General features: G+C 50.9%; 17 protein-coding genes and 2 CRISPR repeat arrays. Of the genes, 15 read left to right on the plus strand and 2 right to left on the minus strand.

Translation table 11 applies throughout. The features are described 5' to 3' along the window. Window positions 1-4: 4 nt before the first annotated feature. The 14 genes from cheA to cas6f all read left to right on the plus strand — a co-directional run bounded on the left by cheA (window position 5) and on the right by cas6f (window position 15,948). A complete protein-coding gene (gene cheA / locus ACJY2G_RS10485; RefSeq protein WP_208644617.1) occupies window positions 5-2,020 on the plus strand; it encodes a chemotaxis protein CheA in 2,016 nt (671 codons plus the stop codon). Window positions 2,021-2,102: 82 nt separating this feature from the next. Further along, a complete protein-coding gene (gene cheW / locus ACJY2G_RS10490) occupies window positions 2,103-2,600 on the plus strand; it encodes a chemotaxis protein CheW (protein ID WP_013575095.1) in 498 nt (165 codons plus the stop codon). Window positions 2,601-3,639: 1,039 nt separating this feature from the next. Next, window positions 3,640-4,029, plus strand: a complete 390-nt coding sequence (locus tag ACJY2G_RS10495; protein ID WP_129638675.1) for a hypothetical protein — start codon at window positions 3,640-3,642, stop codon at window positions 4,027-4,029. Beyond that, window positions 4,026-4,238: a helix-turn-helix domain-containing protein gene (locus ACJY2G_RS10500; protein ID WP_430319717.1), complete on the plus strand. Its 213-nt coding sequence runs from the start codon at window positions 4,026-4,028 to the stop codon at window positions 4,236-4,238. Before ACJY2G_RS10495 ends, ACJY2G_RS10500 begins: the two co-directional genes overlap by 4 nt. A gap of 245 nt (window positions 4,239-4,483) precedes the next feature. Then, window positions 4,484-5,044: a type IV secretion protein Rhs gene (locus ACJY2G_RS10505; protein WP_430319716.1), complete on the plus strand. Its 561-nt coding sequence runs from the start codon at window positions 4,484-4,486 to the stop codon at window positions 5,042-5,044. Between the two features lies 1 nt (window position 5,045). Beyond that, a complete protein-coding gene (locus ACJY2G_RS10510; RefSeq protein ID WP_430319715.1) occupies window positions 5,046-5,435 on the plus strand; it encodes a putative T6SS immunity periplasmic lipoprotein in 390 nt (129 codons plus the stop codon). Between the two features lie 18 nt (window positions 5,436-5,453). Beyond that, window positions 5,454-5,945, plus strand: coding sequence for an Hcp family type VI secretion system effector (locus ACJY2G_RS10515; protein WP_430319714.1), 492 nt, complete (start codon window positions 5,454-5,456; stop codon window positions 5,943-5,945). A gap of 304 nt (window positions 5,946-6,249) precedes the next feature. Further along, window positions 6,250-6,577: a CRISPR direct-repeat array (repeat unit 28 nt; unit sequence GTTCACTGCCGGACAGGCAGCTTAGAAA). A gap of 222 nt (window positions 6,578-6,799) precedes the next feature. Continuing rightward, a complete protein-coding gene (locus tag ACJY2G_RS10520) occupies window positions 6,800-7,405 on the plus strand; it encodes a hypothetical protein (RefSeq protein WP_439291693.1) in 606 nt (201 codons plus the stop codon). 428 nt (window positions 7,406-7,833) lie between these two features. Further along, window positions 7,834-8,811: a type I-F CRISPR-associated endonuclease Cas1f gene (cas1f, locus tag ACJY2G_RS10525; RefSeq protein ID WP_430319712.1), complete on the plus strand. Its 978-nt coding sequence runs from the start codon at window positions 7,834-7,836 to the stop codon at window positions 8,809-8,811. Continuing rightward, entirely contained in the window at window positions 8,808-12,041 is a 3,234-nt protein-coding gene (gene cas3f, locus ACJY2G_RS10530; RefSeq protein ID WP_430319711.1) for a type I-F CRISPR-associated helicase Cas3f, read from the plus strand. The genes cas1f and cas3f overlap by 4 nt, the downstream gene beginning before the upstream one ends. 13 nt (window positions 12,042-12,054) lie before the next feature. Continuing rightward, on the plus strand, window positions 12,055-13,392 hold the full coding sequence (gene csy1 / locus ACJY2G_RS10535) for a type I-F CRISPR-associated protein Csy1 (protein ID WP_430319710.1): 1,338 nt from the start codon (window positions 12,055-12,057) through the stop codon (window positions 13,390-13,392). Continuing rightward, the gene (csy2, locus tag ACJY2G_RS10540) at window positions 13,389-14,342 is read left to right on the plus strand and encodes a type I-F CRISPR-associated protein Csy2 (RefSeq protein WP_430319709.1); all 954 of its coding nucleotides are present in this window, start codon (window positions 13,389-13,391) and stop codon (window positions 14,340-14,342) included. The genes csy1 and csy2 overlap by 4 nt, the downstream gene beginning before the upstream one ends. 22 nt (window positions 14,343-14,364) lie before the next feature. Continuing rightward, window positions 14,365-15,384, plus strand: a complete 1,020-nt coding sequence (gene csy3 / locus ACJY2G_RS10545; protein WP_430319708.1) for a type I-F CRISPR-associated protein Csy3 — start codon at window positions 14,365-14,367, stop codon at window positions 15,382-15,384. Window positions 15,385-15,393: 9 nt separating this feature from the next. Next, complete coding sequence (gene cas6f / locus ACJY2G_RS10550; RefSeq protein WP_430319707.1) at window positions 15,394-15,948, plus strand: type I-F CRISPR-associated endoribonuclease Cas6/Csy4; 555 nt, start codon at window positions 15,394-15,396, stop codon at window positions 15,946-15,948. A gap of 491 nt (window positions 15,949-16,439) precedes the next feature. Further along, window positions 16,440-16,947: a CRISPR direct-repeat array (repeat unit 28 nt; unit sequence GTTCACTGCCGCATAGGCAGCTTAGAAA). 205 nt (window positions 16,948-17,152) lie between these two features. Here cas6f and ACJY2G_RS10555 read toward each other — a convergent pair. Both ACJY2G_RS10555 and ACJY2G_RS10560 read right to left on the minus strand, forming a co-directional pair. Next, window positions 17,153-17,443 (minus strand): Bor family protein, encoded by a 291-nt coding sequence (locus ACJY2G_RS10555; RefSeq protein ID WP_120162729.1) that lies wholly within the window; start codon window positions 17,441-17,443, stop codon window positions 17,153-17,155. A gap of 300 nt (window positions 17,444-17,743) precedes the next feature. Further along, window positions 17,744-18,757, minus strand: coding sequence for a helix-turn-helix domain-containing protein (locus ACJY2G_RS10560; protein ID WP_439291694.1), 1,014 nt, complete (start codon window positions 18,755-18,757; stop codon window positions 17,744-17,746). Between the two features lie 115 nt (window positions 18,758-18,872). Between ACJY2G_RS10560 and ACJY2G_RS10565 the strand changes: the two genes are divergently transcribed. Further along, window positions 18,873-20,348: an MFS transporter gene (locus tag ACJY2G_RS10565; RefSeq protein WP_430319705.1), complete on the plus strand. Its 1,476-nt coding sequence runs from the start codon at window positions 18,873-18,875 to the stop codon at window positions 20,346-20,348. The last annotated feature ends 111 nt before the right edge of the window (window positions 20,349-20,459 follow it).

Here is a 20,459-nt window from a genome sequence, read left to right on the forward strand (position 1 = left end):
GAGCATGGATATTACTGATTTTTATCAGACATTTTTTGATGAAGCAGACGAGCTGCTGGCGGACATGGAACAACATCTGTTGTTACTTGATCCGCAGGCGCCAGATGTTGAGCAGCTCAATGCGATTTTCCGCGCAGCGCACTCAATCAAAGGCGGGGCGGCAACGTTTGGATTTACGGTTTTGCAGGAAACGACTCACTTACTGGAAAACCTGCTCGACGGTGCGCGTCGCGCTGAAATGAGCCTGAGCACCGACATCATCAACCTGTTTCTGGAAACAAAAGACATTATGCAGGAGCAACTCGACGCCTATAAATCCTCCCGGGATCCTGATGCAGAAAGCTTTGAATATATCTGTGCAGCCCTGAGACAACTGGCCCTCGACGCGCAGGAACAGCGCGAACCTGCGCCGGAACTTCACGTGGTGGAAGATGAACCCGCAGCGGCCGCGCCCGTCGCGGCAGCAACGCCTGCGGCGAAAGGCGGGATGCGTGTCCGCCTGTCCGGTCTGAAAACGCAGGAAGTGCCTGTCATGCTCGAAGAGCTGGGCAATCTTGGCGAAATCAAAGATCCGGTTCAGACCGCAGACAGCGTGGAAGCCACGCTTATCACTACGGTGACCGAAGACGACATTATTGCGGTGCTGTGTTTTGTGCTGGAACCGGAGCAAATCAGTTTCACACAGGCCGCTGTGCCTGCGGTTGCTGAATCCGCACCTGCGCCAGCCCCGGCTGTCACTGAAAGCGCCGCCGTCGCCGTGCGTCCGGCACCGGTTCTGACTGCCGTGCCTAACAGCGAACCGGCGAAAGCCCGTGCGCCAAAAGCCGCTGAATCGACCAGTATTCGTGTCGCCGTCGAAAAAGTGGATCAGCTGATCAACCTGGTCGGCGAACTGGTGATCACTCAGTCGATGCTGGCGCAACGTTCCGATTTGCTGGATCCGGTGGTTCACAGCGACTTGCTCAACAGCATGGGACAGCTTGAGCGCAACGCCCGTGATTTGCAGGAATCGGTAATGTCGATTCGTATGATGCCGATGGAATTCGTGTTCAGCCGCTTCCCGCGTCTGGTGCGCGATCTCGCCAGCAAACTGAATAAGCAAATCGAACTGACCCTGCTCGGCAGCTCTACCGAACTGGATAAGAGCCTGATCGAACGCATCATCGACCCGTTAACGCACCTGGTGCGTAACAGTCTGGATCACGGTGTGGAAACACCGGAAGTGCGTATTGCCAACGGCAAAGAGCCGACCGGCAACCTGACGCTTTCTGCTGAACATCAGGGCGGGAATATCTGCATCGAGGTCATCGATGACGGTGCCGGTCTGAACCGCGAACGTATTCTGGCGAAAGCCGCGTCGCAGGGCATGAACGTCAGCGAAAACATGAGCGATGAAGAAGTCGGCATGTTGATCTTCGCTGCCGGGTTCTCGACCGCAGAAAAAGTCACGGATGTTTCCGGTCGCGGCGTCGGCATGGACGTCGTGAAACGTAACATCCAGGAAATGGGCGGCCATGTTGAAATCCATTCCCAGCAGGGGAAAGGCACGACCATCCGTATTCTGCTGCCGCTGACGCTGGCCATTCTCGACGGCATGTCCGTTAAAGTGGGCGAAGAAGTCTTTATTCTGCCGCTGAATGCCGTCATGGAATCGCTGCAACCGCTGGCTGAAGATTTGCATCCGCTGGCCGGTGGCGAGCGTGTTCTGCAGGTGCGTGGTGAGTACCTGCCGCTGGTTGAGCTCTACAACGTCTTCGATGTGAAAGAGGCCAAAACCGAAGCCACACAGGCCATTGTTGTGATTTTACAAAGTGCAGGCCGTCGCTACGCCTTGCTGGTTGATCAACTGATTGGTCAGCATCAGGTGGTGGTGAAAAACCTGGAAAGTAACTATCGCAAAGTGCCTGGCATTTCCGCCGCCACCATTTTGGGCGACGGCAGTGTGGCATTGATCGTGGATGTGTCTGCCTTGCAGTCGCTGAACCGCGACAAACTGGCAACGGGCGTCTCTGCCGCATAACCAGCAACGCTTCCGGTGACCGCAATGTCGCCGGGTGTGAAAAACTCAGGCCGATTAAAAGATAAAAGCAAAGGTGAACAACATGGCAGGACTTGCAACCGTGGCAAAAATTGCGGGTGAAACAGTAGGTCAGGAATTTCTGATCTTTACTTTAGGCGACGAAGAATACGGCATCGATATCCTGAAAGTGCAGGAAATCCGCGGTTACGATCAGGTAACCCGCATTGCTAACACGCCTGCGTTTATTAAAGGTGTCACCAACCTGCGCGGCGTTATCGTGCCTATCCTCGACCTGCGTGTTAAGTTCGCGCAGGAAGATGTGATTTACAATGAAAACACCGTGGTGATCGTGCTGAATTTCGAAAACCGCGTCGTCGGGATCGTGGTAGACGGCGTATCCGACGTGCTGTCGCTGAGCCAGGATCAGATCCGTCCGGCGCCGGAATTCGCGGTGACCATGTCGACGGAATACCTGACGGGGCTGGGTTCGCTCGGTGACCGGATGTTGATTCTGGTGGATATTGAGAAGTTGTTGAGTAGTGAGGAAATGGCGCTGGTTGATAGCGTTACTAAGATTTAAGTCTTTAAAGTCAAGGTCGTGGGCTCGCCGCCCACACTGGCCCAGAGACCCGCAGTCGCGTGGGCCTCTGGACTCCACGCTCTTTTCAACTGCGCGCTATCGCAGGCACGACGGACATGTTCTTTCACCGCAGCCTGTGGCGCAAAATCTTGCCGCGTTGCGGTGCCTTCTCTCGGTCTTCGAGCCATAGGTCTCGAAGCCGCTCCGTTCAGCAAGATTTTTGATCACGCCATTCCCGATCGAATAAAACCTTCGTTCTGATTCTTTCCCAAAATCCAATGCGGAAGGGTGTTGTCTTGCTCCTTCCCCTGCGAAGGGGAAGGCCGGGATGGGGTATTAATGGTATCTCCGAGCTGACCCTCTTTTTTGCGCCTCCGCTAACTCATTGATTTCACGCACTCAATAAACCTCTCAAAAAAAGAGGGTATTTCTCCCCAAACAGGGATAATCTTTTCCACTTCAAAGCGTAACCCTGAAAACCCAACGGTTCACTGCCGTACAGGCAGCTTAGAAAGCAAAGGCCTGATGCACCACATCGACATGATAGTTCACTGCCGTACAGGCAGCTTAGAAACAAAGCCGCAATCGTAATGACCAATGCCACTGGTTCACTGCCGTACAGGCAGCTTAGAAAAGAGATCAGAGACGACACTCTCACCGAGCGTAGTTCACTGCCGTACAGGCAGCCGCTTGCAACTTACTGCAAACCATAAAAACTCCTTGGAAGCAGTATCTCATCTCGGCGATTTGCCCATTTTTAATGTGTGGATATACAGTTATTGTCTGCTCGCTGCGGCAAAATCCGCAGTCGGGCTTAGGAACCCGGTAAACTGAAACGCAAAAGAAAATGCGTGTCGCTTCGCCATATCGATTGAAAAGTGGATTTTTTATCACTTTTGTAATATCAATTGGTGGCTCAGACGGGGCAGCCTTAGGGCTGGTCGGTTTCCAGTTTTCCGATTCCTAACCTCGTCTGAGTTACCACCCATGAGCTTAGGAACTCCGGTGGTAACGTAACGCCTCAACTGGAGCCAATGACATGACAACTCACACCAACGAAACATCCCCCGATTCCTGGACACTCACCGATCGCTGTCGTTTGCTGGCGAATGCGCTGGTGAACCCGCAAAACAGAGGTTCGCAGGACAGACTTTGCATCATGCTGCAAAACGAGCTTGAATACCTTGAAGCGACGTTATCGCAACCCATCCCCGAGCACCGCAAGAATTTGGGGATACCGATGGACGACGGCTTATTTGATTACGCCGATCTCGAACCCGATGAACTTTGCGATCAGTGCATGGCGCTGAATTTCATACTGATGACGCTGCATGACAGAAAGATAAAAGAGATCATCACGTATATCTTGTGGGAACGGTTCGAGATGCTGCGCTGCTCGCTGTATGCCTCCGGTGAGGTGATCGCATGAACAAAGACTGGCATCAGGCTGATATCATTGCGGCAATCAAAAAGAAGGGCACAACAATGGCGGCTGTCTCACGCCGCGCAGGTTTAAGCTCTTCGACGCTCTCAAACGTCTTAACCCGTAAATGGCCGAAAGGCGAAAGACTGATCGCTGAAACGATTGGCGTAAAAGCCGAAACCATCTGGCCGAGCCGATATACCGAAATAAAATAAACCTGAGAACGGCTCCTTCCCCTGCGAAGGGGAAGGCTGGGATGGGGTATTAATGGCATCGCTGAAATAGGCAATTTACTCTTTGAATAATATCCTGTTTAACTCGCGACTAAATAATAAAACTAACTCTTTCTCTTTATTGATAATTCCGCACAAATTGCAACAAATCTGAAAGCTTATCAATCGTTAGCTAAAATTGGAGCTGATAGCATACCTGCACTATATATAAGGGAATGGAGTGTTGTATGTCAGATGACGACGAAAACGAAGGAGCGGTAAGGCGTTTAACGTCAGGTGAAGTTGATCTATGTAAAACTATTTATGGCGACTATATATACTATTACAAAGTCTGGGTTCACGATGAAAGTTACTTCCCGTTTAATTTGCAATCAGAAAAATACGCGATGTCACCAAATGGTGAATTGTACTTTCGGGGCGAATATTATTCAGACGATTTTTCATTCTCAGGATCAAGTTTTGATAATCATATTAACGCTATACATACGTTCATTCATGAAATGTGTCATGTCTGGCAACATCAGCAAGGAATGTTGGTAAGACTAAGAGGACTGTTTAGCTTCATGGCCGATTATCGATATCAATTGTTTGGTGATTTGCTGAGCAGCTATTCGATAGAGCAGCAGGCAGCTATAGTCGCTGATTATTATGTGTTGAAAAGCCATGGTCTACATTCATGGAGTGAATTGATAAATAATAACTATGTTTTACGGTATGATAATTTCAAATATGAAGAAATATTATCTTTATATGAAGTGACATTAGCACACTTCCCGGCTGGAGAATAATGTGAGTAAAATAGCTGTCTTACCCATAGCGTTTTTGTTGTGTGGTTGTCATGGCGACAGAATCATTCCAGAGCATATCAAAGTTGCAGAAGTAAAAATCCAAAACAATCAAATTTGCATATATACTCGCGATGCTGAAAATGCCTATACATACGACTATATAAAAGTAAGAAAAAATGGTGATAAAGAATGGGCTGTTTATGATTTAAAGAATGAAAAGATCAAAGCCAGCGGATGTATACCGTTCGATACTTATCAATTTAAAGAAACATATTCTTATGCGGCAGATTTTACCGTCAGAAATGAAAAAGGAAAGTCAAAAAGATACGTTATTAGTCTGGATGTTTATGAAATTAATGGAAGGTTGGAATATAAAAAATACCCGCATTGATTAAAAGGAGTTACAAAAATGGCTATTCCCGCATACTTGTTTTTGACAGATGAAACAGGCGCTCTTGTCAAAGGAGGGGTAGATGTTATTGGCAGAGAAGGAAGCATTGAACTGCTTAGCTTTACTCACGGTGTTTCAATTCCTTTTGACGGAAACAGAGGCCGACTGAGTGGTAACAGAAAACACCACGCCATGCATTTGGAAAAGGAATTTGATTGCTCATCACCTTATCTTTACCGGGCTGTTTGTGAATCAAAAAAAATTCAGTTTGCAGAAATTATCTGGTATCAAATCAATGAAGCCGGTGCTGAAGAAGAGTTTTTCAAAATGCAAATGGAGGGGGTTTTGATAACAAGTATTAATCCAAAGCTTCCACATATCAAACATAGCGACCAGGGAAAATTTAATCCAAGTGAAAGCTTTGGTTTGGCATATGAAAAAATAACGTGGATTTATCTGAAAGGAAATATCCAGTACACCGATCAATGGAGTTGGGGACACTATATGTGAACTCGTTCACTGCCGAACAGGCAGCTTAGAAAATGTTGGTATTGAAGGCGTTGTAGGGCATCGCCGTACAGGTAGCCGTTTGCCACTTACTGCAAACCATAAAAAGTCCCTGAACGGCCCCTTCCCCTGCGAAGGGGAAGGCTGGGATGGGCTATTAATGACAACTCCATACTGACCCTCTTTTTTGCACCTTCTCTAACTCATTGATTTAATTAGTACGCGCAAGCTAACAAAAAAAGAGGGTATTTTTGCCAAAACAGGGATAACCTCTGGCCGTTCAAAGCGTAAACCTGAAAACCCAACAGTTCACTGCCGGACAGGCAGCTTAGAAAAGATAATAATTTATCATAATAGCGCGGGGGTTGTTCACTGCCGGACAGGCAGCTTAGAAAGGGATACGTACGAAGAGATCACCCTGCATGTTGTTCACTGCCGGACAGGCAGCTTAGAAACCGGTCTTTTTCCACGGAGCAAGACTCCCCGCGTTCACTGCCGGACAGGCAGCTTAGAAAGCCTGTCGTCACTATTAGTGTGTGGAATTTCCGTTCACTGCCGGGCAGGCAGCTTAGAAAGTGAAAGACACTGGCACGGGGCGCTGCCCGGAGTTCACTGCCGGACAGGCAGCTTAGAAAAACAGCGAAAAACTCATTAAACTTTTGAATTTACGGGAGTATGGGCATAGGCAAAGCCACTTGCGTGACCTCAGAGGGATCATTTAACAAAGAGACTGATTTAGCAACAGAATCTGTCGCAAATTATCTATAACCAGACTGATGCAACCGGGCTGTGACCCCGGACTTGTCCAACTGCTCAAACACCAGGAGTAAACGCCTGGCATTCAATAATGGAGATATATGAAAGCAATAATGACAGTAGACAAACTTGAATTACGCAACATTAAGTCAATACGAGATTCAGGAAAAATAGGACACAACTTCGATCTGGTCGCTAAGTTGAAAGTCCAGTCACGCTCTATGGGAGCATTTTCTGGCGAAGGTATTGATTGTCCAGATTTACAATGGATTGAAACAGTAGATTGGTACAAGTTAGATACTAATGCAGACAAATGGATCCACGTAGGAACCAATCCAAATAATAAAGATTTATACAAAGCAAACTCAAAATCGCAAACATTTAAAACCTGGTGGGAAGAGTATCGCTACGCATTTGCAAGGGATACGAAGGGGTTTCCTGCTGCGCTTAAAAATGCTCATGAACGTGATGTAAAACATTGGATCGCACGTAACGGCTTTGAGTGGGAACTTCCAATCAGGGATATACCAAGTATGAGTTTGCTGGGAGGGTCTGGTGGCGGGGCTGGAGCCAGTCTCGTTGTTGGCGACACCCGCCGCCGTGTCATTCGTTTCGAGTTAGGTTTTACTGGATATTCATATCGAATATATTGTGCACAGATACTTGAAACAAGGGATGGAAAACCTAGCATTAATGCTTTTATTTAAAGAAAATTATCAAATATGGATTTGAATAACCAACAAAATTTTATCGACTGGAGAAAGTCATCACGTTTTCCCCAATGCATGAGTTAGATGTGTCAACGCCATTCAGGACGGGTCGGGCAGCTTAGAATGGCATTAGGCATTTAGCCCCATTTTTATTTGGTTCACTGCCGGACAGGCAGCTTAGAAAAACGAGAAGGTCAGAAGTCTGACTGTTATTCAGTTAACTGCCGTACAGGCAGAAAAATCCTCATTCTCTCGTCATAGATACATTTAATCGAACAAGTTAATTAATTCACTAATACATTGTCCGGGATGTTAATTGAAAGTATCACCTCTAAGAACATACAAAATATGAATATATTAATGCGTTGATGTTTTCGTAAATAGGTTTATTTTAATCCCGTTATTAAAATTGAAGGGAATTCAAAATGACTAACGCATTGATGCCTGCTGAGCTAAAAACGATCCTCCACTCCAAACGTTCTAATATTTATTACCTGCAATATTGCCGTGTGCTGGTTAATGGCGGGCGGGTTGAATATGTTACGGAAGAAGGCAACAAGTCGCTGTACTGGAATATCCCCATCGCCAATACCACTGTCGTGATGCTGGGAACCGGGACGTCGGTAACGCAGGCGGCGATGCGCGAATTTGCCCGTGCGGGTGTGCTGGTCGGGTTCTGTGGCGGCGGCGGAACGCCACTTTATTCGGCGAATGAAGTCGAAGTGAATGTCTCCTGGCTGACGTCTCAGAGTGAATACCGTCCGACGGAATATCTTCAGCAATGGGTCAGTTTTTGGTTCGATGAACAGAAACGGCTGGCCGCCGCAGTGGCGTTTCAGAAAGTGCGCAGTGAGCAAATTCGTAAACACTGGTTAAGCGCAACGATGGTTCGAGAAGACGCTTTCCAGCTGGATACCGCCCGTACAGAATCCCTGTTGCAGCGGTTTGAGCAAAGGCTGACGCAGTGCCAGAACACGGGTGAACTGATGGCGCAGGAAGCCGTGCTGACAAAAGCCTTATATAAGCTGGCCGCCACGGCAGCGCGCTACGGCGACTTTACGCGGGCAAAACGCGGCGGCGGTGTTGACGTCGCTAACCGTTATCTCGATCACGGCAACTATCTGGCGTACGGGCTGGCTGCGACGGCGGTCTGGGTTATTGGCCTGCCGCACGGTCTGGCGGTCATGCATGGCAAAACACGGCGCGGCGGGCTGGTATTTGATGTCGCAGACTTAATTAAAAATGCACTGATCCTGCCACAGGCTTTTATTGCTGCCATGAACGGCGAAGACGAGCAGGAATTTCGTCAGCGTTGTCTGAGCAATTTCCAGCGTGCGGATGCGCTCGACATTATGATTGAAACGGTGCAGGACGTTGCACATGAAATAAGCCAGCAACCATGAATATATTACTGGTATCCGAATGTAATAAAAAAGCGCTGACCGAAACACGGCGGATCATCGATCAGTTTGCTGAGCGCAAGGGCGAGCGGACGTGGCAAACGGCGATAACCATGGAAGGGCTGAATACATTAAGGCGAATACTCAAGAGAACGGCGCGCAGAAATACGGCGGTGGCCTGTCACTGGATCAAATCAAATAATCAGACAGAAGTGCTTTGGGTTGTCGGAAATATTCGTAAGTTTAATGATAAAGGCTCGGTACCCACTAATACGACGCAGCGGGATATAGTAAAGTCCGGCAGCGAAAATGCTTTTCACAGTATGCAGACTATCGGATTACTGGCCGCTATCGCCGGGCTTTTTCATGATTTTGGCAAAGCCAGTCAGTTGTTCCAGAATAAGCTCCGCGGGAAGGGGAAAGGCTTTGAACCGTTCAGGCACGAATGGGTGTCTGTTCGTTTATTCCAGGCATTTGTCGGCCAGCAGACCGATGAACAATGGCTGACCCGTTTGCAGCATGTCAGTGCTGAAGACGAATACGTCATGATACAAAACCTGGCCCGCAATAATGCCAGCCACAGTTATAACAGCCCGCTGGAAAGTCTGCCGCCGGTCGCGCGTCTGGTGGCCTGGCTGATTGTTTCGCATCACCGCCTGCCGGTGTATCCGCGTCGAAACGATAACTACACTAATCCGCCGCAACTTTCCGATATTCAGCACTGGCAGGATAAACAATTTGCGCCGTGCTGGAATTCCACCAATATGGATGCGCCGTGGACGGCAAAAGAACAACGCGCTGTCTGGCAATTCCCGCACGGTACGCCGATGCAAAGCGCGATTTGGCGCAGCAAAGCGCACAAATTTGCCGCACGCGCGCTGCAATTGCCGCTGTTTACTTCGCCTCATATCGCACCTGAACATCGTTTTACCCGCCATCTCGCACGGCTGGTACTGATGCTGGCTGACCATTTGTACTCTTCGCTGGATGCGACAGCGGGCTGGCAGGATCCGGCGTTTTTGCCCATTGCCAACACCGGCACCAGACAACATCTTGATGAGCACAATATTGGCGTTAGCCAGAACGCATGGTTGCTGGCGCGCAGTCTGCCTTATCTGCGGGATACTTTACCGGCCATCACGCGGCATAAAGGATTTAAAAAACGCGCTCAGCAGGAGACATTTCGCTGGCAGGATAAAGCATTCGACTTAACCTGCGGACTGCGGGAAAACGCCCGCCAGCAGGGATTTTTCGGCGTCAATATGGCCTCGACCGGTTGCGGGAAAACGCTGGCGAATGCGCGGATCATGTACGGGCTGGCGGATGAAAAACGTGGTTGTCGTTTCTCTGTCGCGCTTGGTCTGCGGACACTGACTCTACAGACCGGTGACGCACTGGGCGAGAAACTGCATCTCGATAAAGAAGATCTGGCAGTGCTGATCGGCTCGCAGGCGGTAAAGCAGTTGCATCAGCTTCATCACGATACCGCCGACATAAAGAATACCGGCAGCCAGTCTGCGGATGAACTCTTTGCTGAGCATCAGTATGTGCGTTACGACGGTTCGCTTGATACCGGCCAGTTAGGGCAGTGGCTCAAAGGTAAAGACGCTCTCCTGAAACTCATCAGCGCGCCGGTTCTGGTGACGACGATCGACCATCTGATGCCTGCCTGTGAAAGCCTGCGCGGCGGTCATCAGATTGCCCCGATGCTCAGGCTGCTGACTTCTGATCTGGTTCTCGACGAACCCGATGATTTTGATATGGCTGATTTGCCTGCATTGTGCCGGTTAGTGAACTGGGCGGGAATGCTGGGTTCACGGGTGTTGCTTTCATCGGCTACGCTGGCACCGGCGCTGGTGCAGGCATTATTCAGTGCGTATGTCGCAGGGCGGAAAGCGTATCAGCAAGCCTGCGGGCAGCCTGATTTGCCGGTGAACGTGTGCTGCGCGTGGTTTGATGAATTTAATGTCGCGGAAGGTCAGCATATGACCGGCAAATCTTACGGACAACAGCACCGCGAATTTGTGGCAAAACGGGTGCCTTTACTGCAACAGGCCAGCCCGCTGCGTCAGGCATCGCTGGTCACGGTGTCACCGGAAAGCGCCCGTGAGAATGATGTAGTCAATGCGGTGTCCGCGCGGGTTCATCAGTCGTTACTGGAACTGCACAATGCGCATCACAAAGGCAAAAAACTCACCGTCGGTATTGTCCGTATGGCTAACATCGATCCGCTGGTCGCGGTGGCAAAATGTCTGATGACAACGCCGTCTCCGGCAAATTTACAACTGCATTATTGCGTCTATCACAGCCAGTATCCGCTGGCGATGCGGGCTCATATCGAAAACCGTCTTGATGTGATGCTGACCCGCCATGACGAAGACGCTGTCTGGCAGGTGAAAGAAGTGCGTAAGGCTTTGGCCGCGCATCCGGAAAAGCAGCATATTTTTGTCGTGCTCGCGACTTCTGTTGCGGAAATCGGAAGAGATCATGATTACGACTGGGCCATCGCTGAGCCCAGTTCCATGCGTTCGCTTATCCAGCTCGCCGGACGTGTTCAGCGCCATCGTCAGTCAGTCCCGCAAACACCCAATATTCATATCCTGCATAAAAACGTTAAGGCACTGGAAAAGAAAACGCCAGCCTACTGCAAGCCGGGTTTTGAAAGCGGCGGTAATGCCTTTGCCAGCCACGACCTGCACGATTTACTGCGACCGGAAGAATACGAAACTCTCAGCGCCATTCCGCGTATACAAGAGCGGGAAACAGCGGATCCTCTGCTGAGCATGACCGATATGGAACACGGACGATTATGGCCGGAGTTACTTGGGAGAAAGCCCTGCGGCGACAACTATGCCGCCCGCTGGTGGCGTGATCACGCCGACTGGTGCGGCGAATTACAACAGCGAACCCCCTTCCGCCAGTCAGCACCCGATCAGCAATATTATTTGTGGCTGGAGGAAGAGGGCGACGAGCCGCGTTTTCGACAACCGGATGAGGGAACTGAAGGCTGGAAGGATAGCAGCGGATTTAAGGCCATTGATCAGGAATATGCCGAAGGTGTCAGTCCGTGGATGGAGATGAACTGCGAAACGCTCTATCAGGGTCTGGCAGACAGTTTCGGCTGGGAACTTGACCGCGTCAGTAAAACGTTTGGAGAAATCTGTTTAGCCGACGACGAAAACAAACGGTGGCACTGGCACGAAGCGTTAGGGGTGTTTGGTGCACTCGATTAATCAAGGAGAGAACATGGAAACACATGGATTAAGTCAGTTTATTACCGGTTACATCAACGACCGCTGTCAGCTCAAACTGGAAGCGTTCAATAAAACCGCTGACAAGCAGCTTTCCGCTGCCAGCGCGGAAGAGAAATCCGGGCTCGAGCAACAGCTTTTTGAACAACGTCGTGAGCTGGAAAAGAAATATGAAGTTCGTACCTGGCTGACCGATGCCGCCGCGCGCGCGGGGCAAATCAGTCTGGTGACACACGCGGTAAAATATTTTCATGGTGATGCTAAAGGCAGCAGCGTTTACAGCACAGTGAGAAATAATGAAACGGCTTATCTGACAACGGCAACGTTACCTTCACCCGCGGTGGATGCCGTAGGGAATTCCGCCGCGCTGGATGTGGCGAAATTGCTGCAAACGGAACACGAAGGTGATTCTCTGCTTGCCAGCCTCAAACGCGGTGACTTTTCGGCGCTGACGGCGTTAGCTGAAAATGAGATGCAGGCACAGCAATGGATCAGCGGTTTTATGCAGGCGCTGTCGGATAAAACGCTCTCGACGCACCAGCTTGCCAAACAGCTTTATTTCCCCGTTTCCGACGCGGGCGAATACCACCTGCTTAGTCCGCTGTATTCTTCTTCACTGGCTCATGCTTTGTATCAGCGCATCAGCCATGCACGTTACAGCGAAGCCTCGGTGGCTGCCCGCAAAGCGCGACGTGAAGGGCTCTGGAATTCCGAAGCCGTTCAGTATTTTCCTGATCTCGCGGTGCAAAATATGGGAGGCACCAAGCCGCAAAATATCTCCTACCTGAACAGTGCTCGTGGCGGCAAAAATCATCTTCTGCGCTGTGCGCCGCCGCAGTGGCAGCAATCCCTTAAGCCACCGGTCTCACATAAAACCTTTCTGACGGCGGTGTCCCCCAAAGTCACCCGTGTCGTCTCTGATCTGCGTCGTTATCTGCACACGGTGTATGAACGCGATAACACAATGGAAATCCGCCAGCAGCGCGCCGAATACGTGGATGAACTGATCGGCATGATCTTCAGCTATGCCGCTGAGATTCAGTCACTGACAGATCTTCAGGGCTGGAGCCAGCAGGAAGACTGCGTTCTGAAAGCGGCACACCAGCTCTGGCTCGATCCGTTACGTCAGCGCACCGACCCTGATTTTAAACTCCGGCGTGAAGGTGGTGAGTGGATCAGTGAGATTGCTGAGGATTTTGCCCACTGGCTCAACACTCGTCTGAAACAGGACGAAAAGCTGAATGTTGGTGCAGTCGAATTCCGCGAATGGTCGGTGTTAATGCGCAGACGTCTGCGGGAATTTGATGCCGCTCAGCAGGAGAATTGGCAATGAGTTATCTGGTTGTTCTGCCTCATATTCAGGTCGAAAACGCCAATGCGATTTCTGGTCTGACCTACGGTTTTCCGGCGATCACGCATTTTCTTGGGTTTACCCATGCACTTTCGCGGCAGGTTCAGCAAAGCCACGGGCTGCGATTCACTGGCTGCGGCGTGGTGTGTCATCAGCATCAGGTTCAGGCCTATCAGGCCAGCGAACGGGGTGACCATTACTTTGCGCTGACGCGAATTCCGCTGACCAGAGAAGCGAAAACCGCGCCTTTCAATGAAGAAGGGCGGATGAACATGACCGTTACGCTGTTTGCAGAGTGTGAAGGGAGCATTGCGCATGGCGATGGCGGCGCCAGAGAACTGGAGCAACATCTGCAATCGTTGTGTGTTGCTCAGCGGCTGGCGGGCGGTACGGTGACCTCCATGAAACCGGTACGGGTAATGGCGATGCCGCAGAATGGCGATGAATTACAAAACATCACCCGTCGTGAAATGTATCGCGCATTGCCGGGTTTCGCGCTGGTTGACCGCTCAGAACTGCTGGCGCAGCACTTTACCGAACGTCAGGCGCAGGATCCGCAGGCGGAAATGATCGACGCGTGGCTGGATTTCTCGACGATTACTTTCCGTGCTGAACAGCAGGAGGATGACTCTGTGCAATGGCAATACCAGCCGAAACCCGCGAAAGGTTATCTGGTGCCGCTGATGGTGGGATTCACCCCGATTTCGCCGCTATATGCGCCCGGCGACGTGGCAAAAACCCGTGATCCCTCAACGCCGTTCCGCTTTGTCGAAGCTGCTTATGGCGTCGGTGAATGGCGCAGTCCGCACCGTGTCACCGATATTCATCAGCTTATCTGGCGTTACCCCGCCGGCACTGAACACTACATCTGCAGCCACGCTAAACCGCTGCAGGAAGCCGACTTAACTGAACAAGATCACTCCGATTTCTAATCATTGAAACAAGGAAAGCACAATGACCAAAACCACCGTAAAAACCGCATCAGTCCTCGCCTTTGAACGCAAACTGGCAAACTCAGATGCGCAGATGTTTGCCGGTAACTGGAAGGATTCAAACGACGCCGGAAAATGGCAACCGATCGAAATTCAGGAAAAAGCCGTGCGTGGCACCATTTCCAATCGCATGAAAAATGCCGCTTCCACTGATCCCACCAAACTGGATGCCGAAATCCAAAAACCTAACCTGCAACGTGTTGATGTCGCGGCGCTGCCGTTCGATGCCGATACCCTGAAGCTGCGCTTTACCCTGCGCGTGCTGGGCAATCTGTCGTCGCCGTCCGTGTGTAACGATCAGGATTATCAGGCCGCACTGACTGCAGTGATTGATGGTTATCGCACTGAACAGGGTTTTGGCACACTGGCCGCACGTTATGCGGAAAACCTGGCGAACGGGCGTTTTCTCTGGCGCAACCGTATCGGCGCGGAAGGCATTGCCGTTCATGTCACGCACAATAATCAGCGCTGGGAATTTGAGGCGGACGGATACAATCTGCGCCAGTTCAGTCAGCCCACCGGCAGTCTGGCTGAACTGGCGGCAGTGATTGAGCAGGGGCTGAGTGGCAAAGAATCTGTGTTACTGACCGTTGAAGCTTTTGTCCGTTTAGGGGAAGGTCAGGAAGTATTCCCTTCACAGGAACTGGTTTTAGACTCAAGCCGTGAAAGCAAGAAAAGCAAAATCCTCTATCAGGCGGGCGGCATTGCGGCGCTGCATTCACAGAAAATCGGCAATGCGCTGCGTACAATCGATGACTGGTATCCCGATGCGGCAGAACTTGAACTCGGCCCGATTGCCGTCGAACCTTATGGCTCTGTAACCAGCAAAGGCAAAGCCTATCGCCAGCCAAAGCAAAAAATGGATTTTTACACCCTGCTGGATAACTGGGTGACGAAAGACAAAAAGCCAGACACAGAGCAACAGCATTACGTGATGGCGACGCTGATCCGTGGCGGCGTCTTCGGCGAGAAAGGCGAGTAAGGGGCGAGCATGGAGAATTATCAGGAAATCCGCGTTCTGCCCGATCCGGAATTTGGCAGCGATCTGCTGATGGCGGCGCTGTTTGCCAAATTGCATCGCGCGCTGGGGCAACATGCTGCGGGTAAAATTGGCATCAGTTTTCCACATTACAGGCAGAAACCGGGCGACATCATCCGCTTGCACGGTACGGCCGCGAGGCTGACAGTCTTCGGCAAGACCTTATGGATGAAGGGGCTGAATGACCATGTGGCTATCAGCGAAATCCGCGATGTCCCTGCGGATGCTCAACATTGCTGCTTTAGCCGTGTGCAGGTGAAAAGCAGCGCAGAAAGACTGCGCCGCCGGTCTGTGAAAAGAGGCCGGTTAAGCGAAGAGGAAGCTCTTGAGCGTATCCCCGACAGCAAATCGCAAATCACTTCACTGCCGTTTATTCACGTGAAAAGTCTCTCGACCGGTGAAGCATTCAGATTGTTTATCCGGCGTGGGGCGTTGTTAACAGAACCTGTTGAAGGGGTGTTTGGGGCATACGGGTTGAGTGCGGTGGCGACCGTGCCGTGGTTTTGAGGGCAAGCTCTTAAGGTCAAGGTCGTGGGCTCGCCGCCCACACTGGCCCAGAGACCCGCAGTCGCGCGGGCCTCTGGACTCCACGCTCTTTTCACTGCGCGCTGTCGCAGGCACGATGGACATGTTTCGCGGCTCCTGTGTGTGGCGCAAAATCTTGCCGCGTTGCGGTGCCTTCACTCGGTCCTGAAGCCTCCGGTCTTCAGGCCGCTCCGTTCAGCAAGATTTTTGAACACGCCAGTCCAGAACGAATAAAACCTTCGTTCTGATTCTTTCGCAAAATCCAATGCGGAAGGGTGTTGTCTTTCCCCTTCCCCTGCGAAGGGGAAGGCCGGGATGGGGTATTAATGGCATCTCAGAAATAACCCTCTTTTTGGGGCTGTTCCTAACTCATTGATTTTAATTGTGGGTAAAAGCTTGAGGAAAAAGAGGGTATTTCTGCCTAAACAGAGATAATCTTTTACAGTTCAATGCGTAAACTTGAAAACCTAAATGTTCACTGCCGCATAGGCAGCTTAGAAACAGGCACCCACAATTGCCATTCTTAATCTGTCGTTCACTGCCGCATAGGCAGCTTAGAAATTCTCCGCTACTTTCGCAATGGCGTGACCAGCGTTCACTGCCGCATAGGCAGCTTAGAAAAAAAGAGGGTGATATCCCTTTAAAATCAACAAGTTAACTGCCGCATAGGCAGCTTAGAAAAGAACCGCATAGAAAGCGCCCCCAGCCTTCCTGTTCACTGCCGCATAGGCAGCTTAGAAAAGAGCAATGAAAGCCAAGGCCAAAACAGACGCGTTCACTGCCGCATAGGCAGCTTAGAAAGACAATCTGATACGAGCTGAAACGGTCTTGCCGTTCACTGCCGCATAGGCAGCTTAGAAATGAATAACATTCAGGGCAAGAAGATAGTCAGAGTTCACTGCCGCATAGGTAGCTTAGAAAGAACGGCTTGCGCCGATGGCAATCGGTGATGTGTTCACTGCCGCATAGGCAGCTTAGAAAGTTCACCGAGATCCGCAATTCGATTATTGCTTGTTCACTGCCGCACAGACAGCTCAAGATCGCAGGTCAATGCCGGTGGGCGCGTTCTGATGACTGAGAACAGGCGTTGTAAAATTAATTAATACTAAGATCTGATTTAAAGATGCCTGCTAATCATCATCATTATTAATTAAAGCAGGCATTTATAAAAAATCATCAGGAGTTATTATTTCGTGCAATAAACTCTTGCTTCACGAGGTGTGTATATTCCTAAAGTGACGATACGCAGGAATACATCCATTCCTGATTCCTGAACTTCAGTACGAACAACTTTATTTGCGCTGCCACAAATTTTTGCTGCGTCTATGGTATGTTCTTGTCCAATGCCATTAACGAAGAAAGCTTGTCTGGTGACATGAGCGGGTTGCTCTGCAATACCATCATTTAATTTGAATGTCTGTTGAGCACAGCCTGACAATGCAGTAACAGCAAGAACCGAAATAATAAATTTTTTCATGATAACTCATGTTGATAATAAAGAAGTGAAATCATATATTCTGGCCTGTTGATACTTTTACAAATCCGACCACTCACTATTATTAGTTATTAAAGTAAATGGTTTAGTCTGGGTTGAACTATGTGAGGATTTTCTGTGTTGTATTAAAGGATAGTAAAGGTTATTAGCCGGTTGCGTTTTTAATATGAATGATAATCAATAATATTCAGCTGTTATATTAATAATAAACGCTTCGCATTTATGCGGGTCACGGTTGGGCTGACAATTTACTGCCGTAAAGCCAGCCTCTGAACGCAAAATTCACCCCACCAAATCCCGCTCAACAAACCCTTTACGCCATTGTGTTGGTGTCGTCCCCAGCCACTGGCGAAAATGGTGACGCAACGTTTCCGGCGATCCAAAACCGGCCTGTTCGGCGACGCGGTCAATACTCAGTGTGCCGTTTTCCAGCAGGGCGCAGGCTTTTTCCAGCCGTACGCTCAGCATCCATTCGCCGGGCGTGGTGCCGGTTGCATCATGGAAACGACGCAGGAAGGTGCGGCGGCTCATTCCGGCTTGTGCAGCTAGCTGATCAATGACCATGGGCGTATTGAGATGGCTGCGCAAATCATCAAGCAGCGGGGCGAGCGTTTTTGCCGGATGCCTCGGAACGGGTTGCTGGATCAGCTGTGCCTGATTTCCTTCACGCAATGGCGGTGTCACCATCCGGCGTGCCGTGCGATTCGCCACTTCAATGCCGTAATCGCGGCGGATCAGATGCAGACACAAATCGACGCCCGCCGCACCACCGGCAGAGGTGATGATGCTGCCTTCATCGACATAAATCATGCCGTGCTCAACCTGCACTTTCGGGAATCTTTGTGCCAGAACATCGGTGCTGTTCCAGTGTGCAGTGGCGCGTTTGCCGTCCAGTAAACCGGCAGCGCCCAGCACGAAACTGCCCGCGCAGATCGATACAATCCGCGTGCCGTTGCTGTGCGCTTTTTGCAGCGCCGCAATCAGCCGGTCAGAGGCCGGTTCGTGGATGCTTCGCCAGCCGGGGATCACAATCGTTCCGGCATCTTCCAGCAGCTCCAGCCCGCCATCGACCACCAGCCGCACGCCGCCTTGTGCGCCGAACGTCCCTTCCTCGACCGATGCGACGGCTAAGTCGTACAACGGCTCGCCGGTGATTTCATCGGCGCGGCCAAAGGCTTCGACGGCAGTGCCGAATTCGAAGGTACACAGACATTCATAGGCCAGCAGTACCAGCCGCCGGTTACGCGGAACAGGGTTGCGCGGGGAAGACATCAGTGTCAGAGCAGCTTTTTGCATACAGGGAAAACCATCAGGTTGGCATAATATTGACGATACATGGCACACGGGCTGATTTCTACTGTGCCGCCAATCTTTCATGCTGTGTGTCTTTAACTCATCGCAGGATTTAAGCATGAAGAACACACTGGCGCTGATGGCCGTCTGCCTCGCTGCACTGATGTCCGGGCTGGAGATTTCCAGCGTTCCCGTTTTATCACCGGTACTTGAACAGGAGCTGCATGCCAGCTTCCGCGAACTTCAGTGGATCATGAACGCCTATACGCTGGCCTGTACCACGGTGCTGATGGCGACCGGTACGCTGGCGGACCGCTATGGACGGAAACGGGTTTTTATTATCAGTATTATCGCCTTCGGGCTGACTTCGCTGATGTGTGGTCTTGCCACAAGTTCGCAATGGCTTATAGCCGCGCGTTTCGCACAGGGACTGAGCGGTGGCGCAATGCTGACGTGTCTGATTGCGATTTTGTCTTCGCAATTTCCGCAAGGAAAAGCGCGCAGTCAGGCATTCGCCGCATGGGGGATTACGTTTGGTTTCGGGCTGGGATTTGGCCCGATCATCGGCGGCATGCTGGTCGCGTGGCTTAACTGGCGCTGGGTGTTTCTGGTTCATGTCTTTATCGCCATATTGACCCTGATTCTGGCGCTGAAAAATGTGGTGGAATCCCGTGACGGACAGGCCAAAAAATTGGATCTCGGCGGGTTGATCACGCTGTCGGTCACGGTCATGGGCGCAACTTTTCTCATTACTCAGGGCAGCAGCCTGGGCTGGGGCAGCGTCATCGCGCGTACCGTTCTGCTGGTAACCGCCCTCAGTGCGGCGATGTTTATCTGGATTGAAAAACGTCATCCGCATCCGATGTTTGATTTCTCGGTATTCCGCGTCCGCGCATTTTCCGGTGCGCTGATGGGCTCAGTGGGCATGAATTTCAGCTTCTGGCCACTGATGATTTATCTGCCGGTGTATTACCAGAGCGGACTGGGTTATGACAGCGTCACGACCGGTCTGGCATTGCTGGCCTACACGTTGCCCACGTTGCTGATGCCACCGGTCGGTGAAAAACTGACCGCACGTTTTGGCGCGTCCCGCCTTATCCCGTTTGGGTTATTCACTATCGGCGCGGGCTTTATCCTGATGCAAATCGCCGTCGTTCATCATCTGAGTTTATTGCCGGGCGCACTGCTGGCTGGCATGGCGCTCGGGCTGACCAATACGCCGGTCACGAACACTACCACCGGTTCCGTCGCAGCGAACCGTGCGGGAATGGCGTCGGGTATTGATATCAGTGCGCGGCTGATCACGCTGGCTGTCAACATTGCCCTGATGGGAAGTCTGCTGGTGGCAGGAATTGCCGCCAGCCTGAAAAAAGTTATGCCGGCAGCGGGAGATTTGTCTTCACTGGCAGAACGTATCGCAGGCGGATCGGTGGTTGAAGGATTACAAACTGCGCAGATTGCTCAGGCGCTGACGGATGGCTTTGCCGTCATTCTGATCTATGGCGCGGCGGGTGTGTGGATCCTGGCGCTGATGAGTTATTTGCTCTTTAACGATAAGGGTCGGCGTAAAACGGTAACGTGCGAGCCGTACTGACTTTAAAAATCAGCGTTGCAGAATGTGTCGCGCTGTTTTGCGTAACCTCTTCCATTTGCCTGAAAAATAATCATTTTTCTTGCGCATCATTTTACTGCTTATGGCGTTATA

It is taken from the genome of Rahnella sp. ATs2, from assembly GCF_051851855.1.
Classification (GTDB): Bacteria; Pseudomonadota; Gammaproteobacteria; order Enterobacterales; family Enterobacteriaceae; genus Rahnella; species Rahnella variigena.